Here is a 15,073-nt window from a genome sequence, read left to right as displayed (position 1 = left end):
AAGCTTTCAAAATTCATAACCTTAAAACAGTGATATAAATCTGAAATCCAAAAATTTATGTTATCAATTAAATAAAAGTATAAAGAAAAATATAAAATACCTGTGAAAGCTAAAATTAATGTATATCTATCTTTCATTTTTCTGCTCTATAAACTTTTTTAACTTTTCAATATCTTCTTGAGAAAGATTTTCTATTATTCCTTCAAATGCGGCTATAGCTGCAACAGGATTTTCTTTTGTAAGATTTTTTACAACTTCTTTTGTAATACTTTTTTCAAATTCTTCTTTTGTCATTACAGGAAAATATCTATATCCTTTACCTTCTTTTTCCCTTTTTAAAACACCTTTCTTATATAATCTATCAAGAATTGTCATTATAGTTGTATATGCAAATTTATTTTTTAAAGCTTCTCTAACTTCTGATACTGTTGCATTTTCTTTTTTCCATACTACTTCCATTACTTTTTCTTCAAGTTCTCCAAAAGGGGAAGGTTTATTTCTTTTAAATCTTAAAGCTTTTAAACCTTTTTTTAAAAACTCCATATTTTAATTACCTCTCTATTTTATAAATTAAATCCAAATTTAAACTCCACCTTCTCATTTCCTTTTTCTGCTTTTATAGTGATCTGCCAAGTTCCTCCCATTGAGAGATTAACCTTAGCTTCATAATAAGAACCTTTATCTTCTACAGGATAATCAAAGCTCATTTCTGGCATTCCAGGCATAGGTGGCATATAACCATGAACTGATACATTAGCTCCTGTCATAAGTTTTCCATCAGGTTGATATATTTTTATCTTCCAGATATTTATACCAACATGTGGTGCTTGGTCTGAAAGTTATAACTGCTTTATAACTTCCTGAGGTTAATTCTTTCTTAAAAGCTTCTTTTTTCTGACATGAAAAAGCTAAAATGGATACTATAGATAAAAATATTGATAGAAAAACTATTTTTCTTATTTTTTTTACCTCACTTAGATAATTTTTCTATTATTTTATTTATAATTTCTTGAACTTCCTTGGCTATTTCTTCTATTTTAGGGTTATTAAAAGTTTTAGCAACTGTAAAAATATCTAAAATAGATATTTTTACATTATCTCCTTCTTGAATAACTGTTATCTTACATGGCATAAAATTAGCAATATCTGGATTTTCTTCTATTAATTGCTTTGCATAAGATGGATTACAAATTTCAAAAGCAGTTACTTTTTTCTCAATTGGAAACCCTTTTTCTTCTAAAAGATTATGGAACTCGTAAACCTTTAAAACTCCAAATTTGCTTTCTTTACAAACTTCTTCTACATTAGAAATAATCTCGTCAAAACTTTTGTTTGTATCAAATACTTTTATCATTTCCTTTAACCTCTAAATTTTGTTTATTACTATTTAATATAGTATTTATTTAAAAATTTGTCAATACTTTAAAAAAAGGTGTTCTAAAATTAAGCAATCAAAAATAAAAATAAGGTAGTAATAAGAAAGAAAAAAATAACTAAAAGATACATATTATAAATGGCAAAAACAGCTAAACCCATTTTCTTAGCTATTTCTTGATTTTTTACACTAAAGTGGGATCCTAATTTCTGTTTTATATTACCAAATAAACTCTCTATTAAATATCTATACCTACCAAACTTATTCCAGCCTTCTTTTGATTTTTTCCTTAATGGATGTTTTACATTTATCCTAAATGTTTCTTTTACTCTAATAGCTAATTCTATTCCTGATTTTGCTATATCTTCCATTATTAAATCCTTTGTCTGCTATAAAGGAATGAACTTTAATTAGGGTATATATCATCAAAACTAAATCCTGTTCCATCTGCTATAAGATAAGAAACTTTTTTCTTTATCTTTTTTATTATGATTATTGCTGTTTTATATATTATTTTTTGTAATAAACTTTTTGGCAAAGTCTTTACCCTATAATGATATACAGATAATGGTGGTAATTTCTGTATTATATCTTTTGTTTCTTCTAATACTTCTCTATATGAATATCCTTTTAGAATTTGGTATAGAAATATTGATATAATTAAATAGTCTGGATATTCTTTTGGTCTTCCTTTCCCTTTTTTCTCTTTTTTGCTTTTTTCTCTTAGTATTGATTTAGTTATTTTAATTATTTTTTTGAATTTCAATCTAGTTCTTCTTATTTTTATTCCCTCCTACTTTTAGTTTTTACCTTATTTTACATCTGACTCTATATTTTTAGAACAGCTTTAGTCTAATTTGAGAAACAATTAACTTTGAATAATTGTAGTTTATTGCTTAACAGATAGATTAAATATAGGAAATAATGTTGCAAATATGAAAAATCCAATCATCACTGATAATATTATTAAGGTTATAGGTTCAAGAAGGGTTATAAATCTTGTAATTAATTTTTCTGTTTGTTTTTTGTAAATATCTGCTATCATCTGAAACATATCTTCAAGCTGTCCTGTTTCTTCTCCAACTGAAAGGATTTGGATACTACTTTCTGGTAAAATCTGTTTTTCTTTTAAGCTATCTGCTAATTTTTTCCCTTTTTCTATCTGTGGTATAACTTCTTGAAGTTTTTCTTTTAATACTTGATTTGATATACTTGAGTTTGCTATTTCTAATGCTTTAGTTAATTGTAGTCCACCTTTTAAAAGAATAGCTGTAGTATTTGCCCAAGATGATATTTGAGAATATAAAAGCACTTTATTGAAAAAAGGAATTTTTAGTTTTAATCTATCCCAAAAATCTTTTTTTAGGTATTTTCTGTTTAGGATAAATCCTAAGATTAAAATAACTGGTAAACTTTTAAGAAATAAAGAAAAAATACTAGAAAATATTATTACAATTTTTGTAGATGTTGGAAGTTCTTTACCAAACTGGTTATATATTTTTACAACTGTAGGCACAACTACATTCATTATTATAATTAAAGATAAAAATCCAACTCCAATAACTATTGAAGGATATATTAAAGAGTTAATTATTTGAGATTTGAAGTTATTCTGTTTTTCTAAATACTCAGATGCAGAAATAAATATATCTCCTAATGCACCTGCTTCTTCTCCTGCTTTGATCATTTCTGTTAAAAATTTTGGAAAGATTTCTATTTCTTCAAAAGCTTCTGCTACTGTTTTTCCCTCTGCTATTAAAGATTTTGCTTTTAATAGTTTTTTTTTCAATAATGAGTTTTCTTGCTGATTTGCTACTATCTCTATTGCAGATGTTATATGTATATTTTTTCCAATTAACATACCAAGTTCATAAAGGATAAATACTATCTCATCTGTAGAAAACTGCTTTTTAAAAAAAGTGATATTTAAATCTTTTAAGGATTTTATTTTTTTTGATTTTCCAAGTTCTTCTACTTCTAATAATATTAGATTTTTTTTAGACAGTACATTTTTTAGATGGGATACGGAGTTTGCTTCTATTGTTCCTTTTTCTTCTTTTCCTGTTTTTGATAAAGCTTTATATTTATAAACTGGCATTTTAAGATTTAGCCACCTGAAGTACTTCTTCTACTGTTGTAATTCCATTTATCGCTTTTCTAAGTCCATCTTGAAGAAGGGTTCTCATTTCATTTTTTAAAGCATAATCTCTTATTATTTTACTGTCTGTATTTTTTGATATTAATGATCTTAAATCTTCATCTATTTTTAGTATTTCATATATAGCTATTCTTCCTTTGTATCCTGTATTTAAGCATTTTTCACAACCTTTTCCTTTGTAAAGATTAAAATCTTTATCTATGTTTAAATGTTTTTTTATAAATTCTTTTTCTTCTTCTGAAGGTTTAACCTCTGTTTTACAGTTTTCGCATATTCTTCTTACAAGTCTTTGGGCTATTACTCCTTCAAGGGAAGAGGCAATTAAAAATGGTTCTATACCAATATCTGCAAGTCTTGTAATAGAAGATGGTGCATCATTTGTATGTAAAGTAGATAAAACAAGATGGCCTGTCATTGATGCATGGATAGCCATTTCTGCAGTTTCTAAATCTCTAATCTCACCTACCATAATAATGTCTGGGTCTTGTCTTAAAATACTTCTAAGTCCTGATGCAAATGTTAAACCTATTTTTGGATTTACTTGTATCTGGCTAATTCCATCTATCTGATATTCTACTGGGTCTTCTACTGTGAGTATATTTTTTCTTGGAGTTTTTAGTTTTAATAAAGATGCATATAATGTTGTTGATTTTCCTGAACCTGTTGGTCCTGTAACAAGTATTAAACCATAAGGTTTTGTAATTATACTTTCAAAAAGTTTATAATCATCTTCATATAATCCAAGTTCTTTTAAAGTTAATATTTTATTTGCTTTATCTAAAAGTCTTATTACTACTCTTTCTCCAAATACTGTTGGTAAAGTTGAAACCCTCATATCAACTTCTTTATTTCCTATCTTTATTCTAACTCTACCATCTTGAGGAAGCCTTTTTTCTGCAATATTTAGTTTTGAGATTACCTTTATTCTTGAAACTACTGAAGAATACATAGATGTAGGGATTTTATCTATCTGATGTAAAACTCCATCCATCCTAAATCTGATTAAAACTTCCTCTTTAAAAGGTTCAAAATGTATGTCTGATGCATTTGTTCTAATAGCTTTTATAAATGTAGAGTTTAAAAGCTGTATAACCGGTGTATCTGAACCTTGAAGTATATCTTCTACAGATTCAATATTCTCTTCTGTTTCTTCTTCAAGTTTATGAGATATATTTGATATATATTCTTCAAGTTTTTCTTGAAACTCTTTTTCAGAAATTTTTATAAGCTCTGGAATAGTATTAAGGTAAAACTTAACATCTTCTACTGCAAAAAATGGTGTTTTATCTGTAATATAAAATTTATTTTCCCCTGCAGGCAGAATATAATTATTTTTATAAAAATCTATAGAAAAATTTAGCTTTTCCAAACTAATTATCTCCCAAAATAACTATTATAATCCTCTATAATATCTTTTTTCTTTTTAGTTTCAACTTTTCTTATTTTTTTATTTGTCTTTTTCATTTTATTTAGTTTTTCTAATATCTTTTGATGTTCTTCTGTAATTTTTGCTATATCTTCTGGTGTATTTATTATAAATGGAGTAATAAATACAAATAAGTTTGTTTTGTTAAATTCCTTAGATTTATATTTAAATAAGTTTCCAATAAGTGGAATATCAGAAAGAAGTGGCACTCCTTCCATTGTGTCTATGGTCTTTTTAGAAATAAGTCCACCTAATACTACAGTTTTTCCATTTTCTACAGTAATAGAAGTATCTATCTCTCTTTTAGATGTAATTGGTACAACATAGCTAATTTGTCCAATCTGTGGCTTCTCAAAACCTATAACTTCATTAGTTTCTTGATGCAGTTCCATTACAATATTTTTTCCATTTATATGTGGTGTTACTTCAAGCTTTAATCCAACTTCTTTATAATCATAATTAATTATAGGATTTCCATTAACATCAAATTTTAGACTTGAGGCAAAAGGAGTAACTTGTGAAACATTTATTAAAGCTTTTGAATTATCCATTGTAAGAATTTTTGGAGAAGATACAATATTAAAACCTGTTCCTTTTTCCAGTAAAGACATTAAGAATAATAAATCAGGGAAAAATAAGGTATTCCCTGAAACATTTACAGATCTTCCAGAACTTGTTAAAATTCCTGCGGCAAAATTAGTGCTACCAACAAGATTATAAAAACCTTCTGTTGATATTCCACCTTTAAATGCAGCCCCTCCTGAAGAACCAAAAATTTGCCATCTAACTCCTATTTCTTTTAAAGCTTTTTGAGAAACTTCTGCTATTAATGCAGTGATTAAAACCTGCTTTTTCTGTTTGTCAAGATTTTCTACAAGATTTTTTATAGCCTGAAACTCTGCCTTATTTGCATAAACTATAAGAGTATTTGTAAATTTGTCTGCAATTACTTTTGGTTTATCTTTATTAGAATTAATATTTGGTGGCCTTACTATAACTGTTTTACCTTTTATTTTTTCTGTTTTTGTATTTGCTTGCTGAACTGAAACAAGCTGAATATTTTCTAAAAGTTTATTTAAAATATTTGCAAGTTCTTCTGCTTTAGAGTTTTTAAGCTTTATTGTGTAAAAGGTCCTTTGATTTATGTTTTCTGTAGATAAAGGTTTGTCCACGCTTTTTATAAAATTATCTATCTGATTTATTAGATTTGAAGGTGCTTTAACTGCTATACTGTTTAAAGAATTTAGGTTTATTACTCTATAAAAAACCCCTTTTTTTGTATTATCAGAAAGAATAGCATTTATTGCAGAAGATACTTCTGAAGATTTTGCATATTTAAGATTATATATTTTTATTACTTGATCTCCTGATAAATTATCAACAAAAGATATAAGACTTTTTAAATTTTCTATATTATCTTTTGTATCTGTAATAATTATTATGTTTGCAGGATTATATGAATAAACAACACCTCTTGGTGATTTTAATCCTCTAAGAATATTAGTTAAAGGTATAATATCTGCTTTTTTTAGCTTATACACATAAGTTGCAAGTTCTGCAGATTTAGAAGGTTTTTCTGTAATAGGTGGTGTGTTTTTCCTTGATAATCCTTCAGGGATTATTTCATAATAGCCATTTTTTTCTACTACAACATAACTTCGTGATTTTAAGATGGCAGTATAAATATCCCATGCTTGTTTTATGGTTATTGGTTTATTAAATATTAATGATATTTCTCCTTTTAGATTATCTGGATATATTATATTTTTCCCTGTAAGAGAAGATATAAAATATGTTAAAAGTTTTAAATCAATCTTTTCAAAATTTAGTAAAACTTTATTTTCCTTTTTAAACTCTTTTGAAAGTTTTAAAAGATAATCTAATGATATATTTTCTGCTTTTGCAAAGACTACAAAGAATAAAATAAAAATAATTAAAAACTTACTGAATCTCATATACTATTACCTTCCTTTTCCCTCTTCTTTCTATTTCAAGTTCAACCCTATTTTCGTTTCTTAACATATTATATATTTTAAAAGCTTCCTCTGCAGTTCTTACAGGCATACCATTTATACTTTTTATAAAATCTCCAGTTCTAAGTCCATATTTATACAAAATGCTTCTTGGATTTACATAAGTAAATTTAAATCCAACAGTTTCTCCATTTTTAACTACAGGTATCAGTCTAACATCTTTTAAAAGATTTCCAATATCTGCAGTTTCTTTTTCTACTAAGGATTTACTCAAAGTTATAGTTTGAATTTCTGAATTTTGATTATATGTATTGGAAATTTTTCTTTGTGATAGATTGTTTTTAGATTTAAAACTTAATGTTTTTTTTGATAAATCAAGATTTATTATGTAAGATTTACCATTTTTCTCAAGTTTTACAAAATATTTATCTATTTTTAATACTTTATATACTTTAAAATTTTCTCCTTCTTTTAACAAATATTCAGAGTTTTCTTCTTTAACTAAAGCCAATTTTTTACCTTTAAATATTAAAGTTCCTATTAGTTTAATATTTGGTAAGGTTTCTAAATTTTGTTCAGGGATTGATTTGTTTTCAGTTTTTATAGATGGTTCAATTTCTATTTTTTTAAATAAATATGCAATATTGTTATATGGTTTAAATAGTTCTTTATACTTTGTTTTTTTTATTTGAATTTCTTCAGGTAAACTGAAGTTTTTTATTGCAATATAAGAATTTATACTTATTGCTAATAAAAATGAAAAGGAAACTATTGTAAAAATTATTAATATATTTTTAGTAAAAGCAAAAATATCAAGTCTAAAAAAACCCATTAAGTTTCCTTTAGCTACTATTTATTGAATATAGGTATAAAAAATATTAACATAGTTTATATGAAGAATTTAGAAATTATTTTTAACTCTTTAGAAGAAAGAGAAAAGTATATACTTTTTATTGGTGTTTTATTTGTTATTGCTTTTGTTGGAATATTTTTTATTACAGTTCCGCAAATTAATTATATGAATAAGCTTGAAAAAAAGCTAAATAAAGAGATTGAAAGTTATAATGAACTTTTAAAACTTGCAGGTATTTATGCTTCAAATAAACAGATTAAAATAAAAAAAGGTTTAAATATTGCAAATATTGATAAAATAGCAACAAAAACAGGTATTAAAAATAAAGTACTTAAAATTAAACCTATTACTTATCAAAATAAAGATGCTTATGAGTTAACAATAGAAAAAATAACCCCTGAAGAACTGCAAAATTTTATTAATAACCTGAAAAAAGAAAAAATAGATATATATTTTATTTCTATAGAAAATCCAAGAGACAATAATAAGCTAAATGTTAGGATTACAATAGGATGATTAGGATATTAAGTTTTTTTGTTGTTTTTTTAGTTTCATTTTTTATTTTCTTTATTTATACATTTCCATCAAGAGAAGTATTTGGAAAATATTTATCAAAATATGGCATTAAATATGATTCTATATCAGGCAATTTATTAAAAACTAAAATAAAAGGTTTAACTTATGGTAACTTTGTAAAAATTGATGACATAGCTGTTAGTAATAAGTTTTATAAAATGGAATTTTTAATAAATAAGAAACAAAAATTGTCAGTTTTTCCTTTGGAAAAGAAAGCTAAAATAAAATTTAAAAACTTAGAGATAAATAAATACACAAATAAAATTTCTGGAACATTAAATTTAAAAGGAAAAATATTTATTAAGGATAACTATATTTTATCAAATCTAAATGGTGATAGCTTTTTAAGGACTTTACCAGTTCCTATTGTAAAAGATATAAAGATAAGTTTAAAAACTATGGCAAAAGAAAAAGAAAATAAGATTAAAGCAAAAATATTTAGTTCAAATATTACTGGAGAATTTAATGGAGTAGCCTTAATCCCAATAAATATTCAAAATGCAACCTTAAAAGGTAATTTTGAAGGAAAATTATATGGCTCTAAAATAAAACAGAATATATCCTTAAGATTTAAGGATATTATCAATGGTAATTTAAAGTTGTTTTAACCTTGTTCATAGTATAATAATAAAATTGTAAATTTATAATTAAAAGCTAATTATTAAGATTAAATTTTAGAGAGAGAAATGATGGAAAAAAAAGTTTTGATATATGATACAACTTTAAGAGATGGAACACAGGCTGAAGGCGTTAATGTTTCTGTAGAAGATAAATTAAGAATTACAGAAAAGCTTGATGCTTTTGGAATTCATTATATAGAAGGTGGATGGCCCGGTTCCAATCCGAAAGATGATAAATATTTTGAAGAAGTAAAAAATCTAAAACTTAAAAACTCTAAAATAGCCGCTTTTGGCTCAACAAGAAGAGCATATCTAAAAGTTGAAGAAGATAAACTTATCCAAAATTTAATAAAAGCAGAAACACCTGTTATTACAATTTTTGGTAAAGCTTGGGATTTACATGTTATACAAGCTTTAAAAACAGATTTAGAAAAAAATTTAGAAATGGTTTTTGATACTGTTTCATATCTAAAAAAATACACAAATGAAGTAATATTTATAGGAGAACATTTTTTTGATGGTTATAAATCAAATTCTGAATATGCAGTAAAAGTATTACAATCTGCAAAAGATGCAGGAGCTGATTTTATAGTTTTAGCAGATACAAATGGTGGCACTCTTCCAAATGAGATAGAAAAAATTATTAAAGAAGTTAAAGAAAAAGGAATAAAAGAAAATCTTGGAATTCATGCCCATAATGATAGTGATACTGCAGTATGGAATTCCATTGTAGCAGTTTTAAATGGAGCAGTTATGGTACATGGCACTATAAATGGATTTGGTGAAAGATGTGGTAATGCAAATCTTTGTTCTATAATTCCAAATCTTTCATTAAAGCTTGGATATGAAACTGTTCCAAAAGAAAATATTAGGAAACTTAAAGAAGTATCTAATTTTGTAGCAGACCTTGTAAATCTACCGGTTCCTAAGAATATGCCATATGTTGGAGATAGTGCATTTGCCCATAAAGGTGGAGTCCATGCGTCAGCAGTAATTAAAAATTCTAAACTTTATGAGCATATAAATCCAGAAGAAGTAGGAAATAAAAGAAAAGTTCTTGTTTCAGATTTAGCAGGGAAATCAAATATTATATATAAAGCAAAAGAGTTAAATATTCCTTTAGATGAAAAAGATCCAAGACTTCCAGAGCTTATAAATAAAATTAAACAACTTGAAAACTATGGATACCATTATGAAGCAGCAGAAGCATCTTTAGAATTATTAATGAGAGATTTTTTAGGATTACTTCCAAAATATTTTGATTTAGATGCTTATAGAGTTTTAATAGCTAGAAGATATTCAGATAAAATGCCAATATCAGAAGCAACTGTAAGAATAAAAATGGAAAACCATTATGAGCATACTGCATCTCTTGGAAATGGGCCTGTTAATGCCCTTGATAAAGCTTTAAAAAAAGCTCTTATATCCAAATATCCAAATCTTGCAGAAGTAGAGTTAATAGATTATAAAGTAAGAATTGTTAATGAAAGTAGTGGTACAGCCGCTAAAATAAGAGTTTTAATAGAAAGTAAAGATAAAGATTCAAGATGGGGTACTGTTGGAGTATCTGAAAATGTTATAGAAGCATCTTGGCAAGCAGTTGTTGATAGTTTAATTTATAAACTTGTTAAAGATAATACTAAACCTGTAGGAGAAAGCTAATATATGAAGAATAGTCATGTTTATATATCTGTAGTACATTATCCTGCAGTTAATAAAAATGGAAAATGGATAGTTACTTCCTTTACGACTTTAGATTTTCATGATATAGCAAGGCCTGCAAGAACTTATGAACTTGGTGGATATTATATAGTTCAGCCTTTAGAAGCTCAGCAGTTTGTTATTTCAGAGCAGATAAAATACTGGACAGAAGGGTTTGGAAGTAAATTTAATCCAAAAAGATCTGCTGCTGGTAGTCTTGTAAAGCTTGTAAGTTCTATTACAGAAATGATTGAAGATATAAAAAACAATACTGGGAAATATCCAAAACTTATAGCCACTTCTGCAAAAAAATATCCTCAAACTATATCTTATAAAGATTTAAGAGAGAAAATAGAAAAAAAAGATGATATATATCTAATATTGATGGGTACAGGTTGGGGAATGCCTGAAGAGTTAGTAAAAAGTTGTGATTATGTTTTAGAACCTATTCTTGGTCCAGGAGATTGGAATCATCTGTCTGTAAGGAATGCATCAGCAATAATTTTAGATAGATTATTTTCTATAAATAGGGGGCTATAATTGCTTTATAGCCTTTTTTATCAGTATTTAGATATAAACGTTTTTAAATATATTACTTTAAGAGGATTTTTAGCTTTACTTAGTTCTTTTTTTATTGCTTTATTAGTTGGGCCATACTTAATAAAAAGATTAAAACAGTTTCAAAATAAAAAAGGTGGTTATGTTAGGGAATATACACCTGAAACTCATCAAGTAAAAAAAGAAACTCCTACAATGGGAGGCATTTTAATAATAATATCTGTTTTAATATCTACTTTTTTATGGTGTGATTTAACTAATTTTTATATATGGGTTGTTTTGTTTAGTTTTATTTCTTTTGCTTTAGTAGGTGGTATTGATGATTATATAAAGATAAAAAATAAAAAAGGGATATCATCTAAAACTAAATTCTTATTCCAGTTATTATTTGCTTTTATTATAGCTTTAGCTCTTTATATTTATCCTAAATTTAATACTATTTTATATTTTCCAGTTTTTAAAAATCTGTATATAGACCTTGGGTTATTTTTTATAATTTGGGCAGTGTTTGTTATTGTTGCCTCTTCAAATGCAGTAAATCTTACAGATGGGCTTGATGGCCTTGCAATAGGGCCTGCTTTAATAGTTATTTTCTCATTTGTATTTTTAGCTTATGTATCAGGAAATATAGAACTTTCTAAGTATTTACATCTTCCGTATATTGCAGGAAGTGGCGAGCTTTCTGTTTTTTTAATGGCTTTACTTGGTGCAGGTCTTGGATTTTTATGGTTTAACTCTTTTCCTGCAGAGATGTTTATGGGAGATGCAGGCTCATTAGCTATAGGTGCAACCTTAGGAACTGTTGCTATAATTACAAAAGAGGAATTTATATTTGCAATTATTGGTGCTATATTTGTGATAGAAACTATATCTGTTATTTTACAAGTTGCTTATTTTAAAGCTACTGGTGGTAAAAGACTATTCTTAAGGGCTCCTATCCATCATCATTATGAGCTAAAAGGAATGCCAGAGCCAAAAATAGTAGTTAGAGTATGGATATTTACTATAATTCTTACGATTATAGCTTTTGCTTTAATTAAGATTAGATGATGAGTAAATATTTAAAATTAGCTTTAGTATTTCATATTTCTATATTCTTTGTAAGAATTTTATATGTATTATTTAGAGATATAGATTTATCACCTGAAGAGGCTCAATACTGGCTTTGGTCTAAACATTTAGATTTATCTTATTACTCAAAACCTCCTTTAATTGCCTATATGAACTTTATATCTACATCTATTTTTGGTGATACAGAACTTGGAATTAGAATAAATGCAGTAATAATTGGATTTTTCCTTGCTTTAATAACTTTTTATTTTACAAAATATCTTTTTAAAGACGAAAAATTAGCCTTTTTTAGTTCTATTTTTATATATTTAATACCTGCTTATGATATAGCATCTATCTTATTTTTAACAGATACTCCATTAGTGTTATTTTGGGGATTAACAACTTTTTATTTTTTTAAAGCATATAAAGAAGATAAACCTATATACTGGATATTGACGGGTATATTTGCAGGACTTGGATTTTTAGCTAAATATTCAATGGTATTTTTCTTCCCTATAGCATTAATTTTTTTATTTATATTTAATAGAAATACTTTTAAAAATAAATGGTTTTATATATCTATTTTCATTGCCTTTTTATTTACTTTACCTGTAATTATATGGAATATTCAAAATAATTTTGTATCTTTTAAACATGTTGAAACTTTAGCCGGTGTAAATAAAACTACTTCTACATTACATTTAAATTATATAGGAGATTATATTTTAGGGCAGATAGGTTTTAACTCTGTATTTTTATTTCCATTTTTTGTATATGCTTTAATAAAAGGTTTTAAAGAAAGAAAAAAAGCAGAAATTTTTTATCTTTGGATTCCTGCTATATTTGTATTTATAGTGTTTTTACTTATCTCTCTTAAAAAAAGAGTATATGTTAACTGGCCAGTTTTTGCATATTTTAGCTTTTATATATTAACTGCTTTTTATATATATAAGAAAAAATTATTAAAGATAGGAACTTTATTATTTGCTTTATCCGGATTAAGCATAATTATTCTTTTTTATACACCTATTTTGGATAAATTACATTTAACAAAACTACTTCCTCCAGAAAAAGACCCTACTAAAAGAATTGTTGGCTGGGAAGGTCTTGGAAAAAAGGTAGAAAATGAAATAAAAAGCCTAAACACTGATAAATACTTTATATTTTCCGACTCTTACCAAGTAGCTTCAGAACTTGCATTTTATGTTAAACCTTTTAAACAAACCTATTGTATAAATCTTGGAAGGAGAATGAATCAGTTTGATTTATGGAAAGGAATAAATCAGTTTAAAAATAAAAATTATTATGGAATTTATGTTACTTATGGAGGACTTCCTAAAAGAGTAGAAGATGCTTTTAAATCTGTAGTTAAAAAAACATACTATTCTATAGTATATAGAGGTAAAGAAGTTTATAGACTACATATTTATATCTTAAAAGATTTTAAATATTTAAAACAGCCTTCTATATATTCCTTTTAACTTTTCTTTTTGACTATTAAAACATTGCCATCAATCTTTTTTATTTTTACTTTATCTCCTACTTTCAAATCTTCATCTGAATAAGCTTCCCAGATAGTTTCTCCTCTAAATCCAGTTGGGAACATTACAAGATATTTATTATTTTCAAGTTTAACTTGGACAATTCCTTCTTTATACTCAAAAAGTTTTGCATTTTTAAGTTTTTTGTTATATATAAATAAAATTAGATAACCTAAAATTACATAAAAGGAAAAGAATAAAGAAAGTAGTATTAGATTTTTTATAAAATAAGCAGTAAATCCTGTAAGAATTATTGCTACTCCAATAGGAAATAAAATTCCACCTGTTATGAAAATATCAGATATTATTACTATAAAACCTATAACAACAAGTAAGATTATAAATCTCATTTTTTATTCTCATTTAAAATTTTAAATATATTTTCAACATTAGGTGGCAAGACTATAATTTTTGAGTTATTAGAATTTGCAATCTCTTTAAGAGAAGAAACAAATCTATCTCCTATTAAAAATTGAGAAGCTATTTCAGAATTGTCTATAATCTCTTTTAAAGCTTTAACTGCATTTGCTTGAGCTTGCCCAAGCCTTTCTATCGCTTCTGCTTCTTGATATTTGGCAAGTTTATAACCTTCTGCTTCTAAAACTTCTGCCTGTTTTTTTCCTTCAGCTTCTGTAATCATAGCTCTTTTATTTCTCTCAGCTTCCATCTGTTTTGTCATTGCATCTACTATATTCTTAGGTGGTTTTATCTCTTTAACTTCAGTTCTTTTTACAATTATTCCCCAATCATCTGCAACGCCTTGCAAAGTTTCCCTAATTTTCATATTAATTTTTTCTCTTGATTGTAAAACTTCATCTAAGGTCATACCACCAATAATATCTCTTAAATTAGTTTGAACAGTCTGAATTATTGCATATTCAAGATTTTCTATGTTATAAACTGCTTTTTCTGGGGATACTATCTGATAATAAGCAACTGCATCTACACTTACTATTGCATTATCTTTTGTAATTACATCTTGTTTTTCTATATTCATTACTTGTTCTTTTAAAGAGACTTTTGCCCTTATATTTTCAAGATAAGGAATTATAAATCTTAGTCCGGCATATAAAGTTCTGTTATACTTACCAAGTCTTTCTACAATTAATGCTTCTTGTTGATGAACAATTCTAATTCCCCAAAGAAGTGTAACTATAATAAAAAATACTATCAAAATTGGAATTATTGCTTCCATATCAATTCCCCCGTATTTTATAAATATATTATATATAGTTTATC

At 26.1% G+C, this 15,073-nt stretch carries 16 protein-coding genes and 1 pseudogene; 6 read left to right on the top strand and 11 right to left on the bottom strand.

Annotated elements, in window-relative coordinates; translation table 11 throughout:
- Positions 1–126: 126 nt before the first annotated feature.
- The 9 genes and pseudogenes from CLV39_RS01830 to CLV39_RS01795 form a co-directional block, all read right to left on the bottom strand.
- Positions 127–543, bottom strand: coding sequence for a BlaI/MecI/CopY family transcriptional regulator (locus tag CLV39_RS01830; protein ID WP_121922520.1), 417 nt, complete (start codon positions 541–543; stop codon positions 127–129).
- A gap of 20 nt (positions 544–563) precedes the next feature.
- Positions 564–821 (bottom strand): annotated as a pseudogene (locus CLV39_RS01825) (FixH family protein); the annotation flags it as partial.
- Between the two features lie 149 nt (positions 822–970).
- Positions 971–1,354, bottom strand: coding sequence for a DUF302 domain-containing protein (locus CLV39_RS01820; protein ID WP_121922518.1), 384 nt, complete (start codon positions 1,352–1,354; stop codon positions 971–973).
- Between the two features lie 89 nt (positions 1,355–1,443).
- Complete coding sequence (locus CLV39_RS08705; protein ID WP_245960273.1) at positions 1,444–1,746, bottom strand: hypothetical protein; 303 nt, start codon at positions 1,744–1,746, stop codon at positions 1,444–1,446.
- A 35-nt stretch (positions 1,747–1,781) separates the two neighbouring features.
- Complete coding sequence (locus tag CLV39_RS08700) at positions 1,782–2,141, bottom strand: hypothetical protein (protein WP_245960272.1); 360 nt, start codon at positions 2,139–2,141, stop codon at positions 1,782–1,784.
- 123 nt (positions 2,142–2,264) lie between these two features.
- Positions 2,265–3,473 carry a type II secretion system F family protein gene (locus CLV39_RS01810; RefSeq protein WP_121922517.1) on the bottom strand — a complete coding sequence of 403 codons (1,209 nt, stop codon included), beginning with the start codon at positions 3,471–3,473 and terminating at the stop codon, positions 2,265–2,267.
- 1 nt (position 3,474) lies between these two features.
- The gene (locus CLV39_RS01805; RefSeq protein ID WP_211325021.1) at positions 3,475–4,902 is read right to left on the bottom strand and encodes a GspE/PulE family protein; all 1,428 of its coding nucleotides are present in this window, start codon (positions 4,900–4,902) and stop codon (positions 3,475–3,477) included.
- 5 nt (positions 4,903–4,907) lie between these two features.
- Positions 4,908–6,914 carry a type II secretion system secretin GspD gene (gene gspD, locus CLV39_RS01800; protein WP_121922516.1) on the bottom strand — a complete coding sequence of 669 codons (2,007 nt, stop codon included), beginning with the start codon at positions 6,912–6,914 and terminating at the stop codon, positions 4,908–4,910.
- The gene (locus tag CLV39_RS01795; RefSeq protein ID WP_121922515.1) at positions 6,901–7,764 is read right to left on the bottom strand and encodes a hypothetical protein; all 864 of its coding nucleotides are present in this window, start codon (positions 7,762–7,764) and stop codon (positions 6,901–6,903) included. The genes gspD and CLV39_RS01795 overlap by 14 nt, the downstream gene beginning before the upstream one ends.
- Before the next feature lie 60 nt (positions 7,765–7,824).
- On the opposite strand from CLV39_RS01795, the gene gspM reads away from it, so the two are divergent.
- The 6 genes from gspM (at position 7,825) to CLV39_RS01765 (ending at position 13,774) form a co-directional block, all read left to right on the top strand.
- Positions 7,825–8,301 (top strand): type II secretion system protein GspM, encoded by a 477-nt coding sequence (gene gspM, locus CLV39_RS01790; protein ID WP_121922514.1) that lies wholly within the window; start codon positions 7,825–7,827, stop codon positions 8,299–8,301.
- Entirely contained in the window at positions 8,298–8,969 is a 672-nt protein-coding gene (locus CLV39_RS01785; RefSeq protein WP_121922513.1) for a hypothetical protein, read from the top strand. Before gspM ends, CLV39_RS01785 begins: the two co-directional genes overlap by 4 nt.
- An 81-nt stretch (positions 8,970–9,050) precedes the next feature.
- A complete protein-coding gene (gene cimA / locus CLV39_RS01780; RefSeq protein WP_121922512.1) occupies positions 9,051–10,643 on the top strand; it encodes a citramalate synthase in 1,593 nt (530 codons plus the stop codon).
- A 3-nt stretch (positions 10,644–10,646) separates the two neighbouring features.
- Positions 10,647–11,222, top strand: a complete 576-nt coding sequence (locus CLV39_RS01775; protein ID WP_121922511.1) for an RNA methyltransferase — start codon at positions 10,647–10,649, stop codon at positions 11,220–11,222.
- Positions 11,223–12,290 carry a phospho-N-acetylmuramoyl-pentapeptide-transferase gene (gene mraY / locus CLV39_RS01770; RefSeq protein ID WP_121922510.1) on the top strand — a complete coding sequence of 356 codons (1,068 nt, stop codon included), beginning with the start codon at positions 11,223–11,225 and terminating at the stop codon, positions 12,288–12,290.
- Positions 12,290–13,774 (top strand): ArnT family glycosyltransferase, encoded by a 1,485-nt coding sequence (locus tag CLV39_RS01765; RefSeq protein WP_121922509.1) that lies wholly within the window; start codon positions 12,290–12,292, stop codon positions 13,772–13,774. Before mraY ends, CLV39_RS01765 begins: the two co-directional genes overlap by 1 nt.
- Here the strand turns inward: CLV39_RS01765 and CLV39_RS01760 are convergent.
- On the bottom strand, positions 13,771–14,184 hold the full coding sequence (locus tag CLV39_RS01760) for an NfeD family protein (RefSeq protein ID WP_121922508.1): 414 nt from the start codon (positions 14,182–14,184) through the stop codon (positions 13,771–13,773). The two genes, CLV39_RS01765 and CLV39_RS01760, sit on opposite strands and share 4 nt — an antisense overlap.
- On the bottom strand, positions 14,181–15,029 hold the full coding sequence (locus CLV39_RS01755; protein WP_121922507.1) for an SPFH domain-containing protein: 849 nt from the start codon (positions 15,027–15,029) through the stop codon (positions 14,181–14,183). The genes CLV39_RS01760 and CLV39_RS01755 overlap by 4 nt, the downstream gene beginning before the upstream one ends.
- Between the last annotated feature and the right edge of the window lie 44 nt (positions 15,030–15,073).

The sequence above is a fragment of the Hydrogenothermus marinus genome (assembly GCF_003688665.1).
Taxonomy (GTDB): Bacteria; Aquificota; Aquificia; order Aquificales; family Hydrogenothermaceae; genus Hydrogenothermus; species Hydrogenothermus marinus.
The sequence above is the reverse complement of the archived record's forward strand: the minus strand, read 5'-3'. Positions and strand labels throughout refer to the sequence as shown.